Genomic DNA, 2,660 nt, shown 5'->3' on the forward strand with positions numbered 1-2,660 from the left:
GGTTTGAGTTAGAATTTTGCTACTGAGTCTAAGATTGAGATAAACCCGCCCTCACCCACGTCCATTAATAGTGCAATAGTAGGGAGGGGTTTGAGTTAGAATTTTGCTACTGAGTCTAAGATTGAGAGGACTTAGGAAAAGATACTATATATAGAGTTTAAAAACTATGGCGCCATAGTTTGAAGCGCTATATGTAGAGTTACTGCGTAAATTCTAATTTAGATAAAGCCGCCTTAAGTTTATATATGAGCATAATTATTTTTGGGAGCATTAATATTGACTTAATCGCAACTACTACCCACTTACCAACTCCAGGAGAAACCATTAATGGCAACAACTTTTTTACCGCAGGTGGTGGTAAAGGAGCAAATCAAGCTGTTGCTGCTGCTCGTCTGGGTATTCCGACAAAAATAGTAGGACGGTTAGGAAATGATAGTTTTGGGCAACAACTTCTGACAAGTTTACAGACTGCTAATGTTGACACAACAGCTGTGGTAGTTGACGAAAATATTCATACAGGGGTGGCAGCGATCGCTGTTGATGGTAGTGGAGAAAATAGTATTATTGTGGTTCCGGGTGCTAATCATAGAATTAATAATACAGATGTGGAACGCTTGAGAAATTTGTTATTTGATGTTACAGCTTTACTTTTACAATTAGAAATACCGATGGAAGTTGCTATTAGTGCAGCAAAAATAGCTCAAGAAATGGGAGTAAAAGTTATTCTCGATCCAGCACCAATGCCAGTAAATTTTCCCGATGATTTTTATAGTTTGATTGATATTATTACTCCTAATGAAATTGAAGCAAGTCAACTGGTTGGGTTTACAGTAAATAATCAAGAAAATGGTACTCAAGCAGCTATTGATTTATGTCAGCGTGGTGTGAAAAATGCTGTGGTGAAAATAGGTGCTAAAGGTGTTGTTTGTGCAACTGAAAAAGAAACATTTTTTCAACCTGCTTTTGTTGTAGAAGCGATCGATACTGTAGCAGCGGGTGATGCTTTTAATGGTGGTTTAGCCGCAGCATTAGATACAGGTTTATCATTAAAAGAAGCTGTCAAATGGGGTGCTGTTGCTGGTGCTTTATGTGTTACTAAATCAGGGGCTCAACCTGCAATGCCAGATAGAAAAACATTTGATAATTTTCTAAGGAGTAGGGAGTAAGGAGTAGGGAGTAGGGAGTAGGGAGTAAGGGAGTAAGGGAGTAAGGGAGTAAGGGAGTAAGGGAGTGGGGGAGAAGTAAACATAAGAATAATTAACATTAACTTAGATAAAATTAGCAAAAAAGTAATTCAGATTGTGCTAATTATTTGATAACTGAAGTGTTCCCAAAGTCTAGCACTATTTTTGGGAATTGGTATAAATTATTTCCTTAATAAACCCAGTTTATGTGTAAGTCCTAGTTATTACAAAATATCCTTTTTTAATCTCTTTAAAATAACCAAAACAGTCACTAAGTCATCTCCTCCTCTTAAACTAAATTGATCATAAAAACCATACTCCAACTGTTCCTATTTTAGCAACTTTAAAAAGATAAAATTACTGTCATTAGTTACCATTCCAAACACAAACTTATTTGCATGAAAACTTCCCAACATATAAGCCAAACATTGAGGAATACTCACTTCTAAAGAAAACCCTAATGGCTGAGATTCAATAACTAAAACCCATCAACTATCTTGATAATACCAAAACATAAATTATACCTCGAATAATTAACTCTTTATCCCTATCTTCAATTTCTATAGAACTCTCAGCATTGGTATAAAAAGGAGGTAAATCAAACCCAGCTAAATCTAACAAAGGAGAAACCACCACCATTTTCACTATATCTTCTACCATTGGACATATAGCTAAATTAAAATAATTCTCTTTAACCCGATGTAATTGTTATTTTTCCCTTTGATTAATTTCTGGTAAATTATCTTGCCATTCCCGAAAAAAAAGGAGAATTTTTACTTGATTTTAAATTAAATTTATCTATCAAATTATAAAGCGTAACCCATCCTGCTGGCATTGTTTCTGTCATAATTAAACTGTTATATTAAACTTACTTTTTGAGAGAAGGCAGGACTTCGTGCCAAGGAATTTAATTATAACAGAAAAACTATAGCAATCTTATTTTATTTGTGTATAAAAATATGATTACTTTTAGGAAATAGGGAATAGATAAGACTTTCCGAGTTTATTTCTAGTTTTTAATTTGTTATATCATGTTCGGTTGAATAGTCATAAATAACGAGTACCGAGTCAGTAGTAAACCCACCTCTAACCCCTCCTAGAAGAGGAAGAGGAGAAAGTTTTTTTATCACTAATTATCCGGACATGATATTACAACCTATTGAGGACTGCTATATATAAATACGTTATAATCTTCAGGCAAGTTAATTATCTATTGTTCAAAACATTCAGATAATTAACAATACAGAAATTTTCATAATTAGTAGACCACAAAGCAGGGAAGTTGTATGCAAGGTCCCTACAGATTTATCATTTTTTTGAATATGGTTTATTGACCCTAAAAAATGCTGTATTATCTTCGAGCCGAGGTCAGAACTTAGCTATTATAATTTAGTATTTTATGGGAAATAGTTCCTATTTAGTTTTTATCAATAATCAAGGAATTATAAAGTTAGATAATCACCAATTTTATTGGCT

Annotated in this window: 2 protein-coding genes; one reads left to right on the forward strand and one right to left on the reverse strand. The window is 33.7% G+C overall.

Annotation, left to right across the window (positions count from 1 at the left end):
- The first annotated feature begins 245 nt into the window (after window positions 1–245).
- Window positions 246–1,166: a ribokinase gene (gene rbsK, locus VKJ25_RS19405; RefSeq protein ID WP_324238286.1), complete on the forward strand. Its 921-nt coding sequence runs from the start codon at window positions 246–248 to the stop codon at window positions 1,164–1,166.
- A 510-nt stretch (window positions 1,167–1,676) separates the two neighbouring features.
- Here rbsK and VKJ25_RS19410 read toward each other — a convergent pair.
- Window positions 1,677–1,844 carry a hypothetical protein gene (locus tag VKJ25_RS19410; protein WP_324238287.1) on the reverse strand — a complete coding sequence of 56 codons (168 nt, stop codon included), beginning with the start codon at window positions 1,842–1,844 and terminating at the stop codon, window positions 1,677–1,679.
- Window positions 1,845–2,660 lie beyond the last annotated feature (816 nt).

The sequence above is a fragment of the Okeania sp. genome (assembly GCF_035285525.1).
In the GTDB taxonomy this organism is placed as follows: Bacteria; Cyanobacteriota; Cyanobacteriia; order Cyanobacteriales; family Microcoleaceae; genus Trichodesmium.

What these genes read in the sequence shown, in the direction of transcription:
- rbsK (WP_324238286.1), top strand. Translation starts at nt 246, where the DNA reads ATGAGCATAATTATTTTTGGGAGCATTAATATTGACTTAATCGCAACT.
- VKJ25_RS19410 (WP_324238287.1), bottom strand. Translation starts at nt 1,844, where the DNA reads ATGGTAGAAGATATAGTGAAAATGGTGGTGGTTTCTCCTTTGTTAGAT.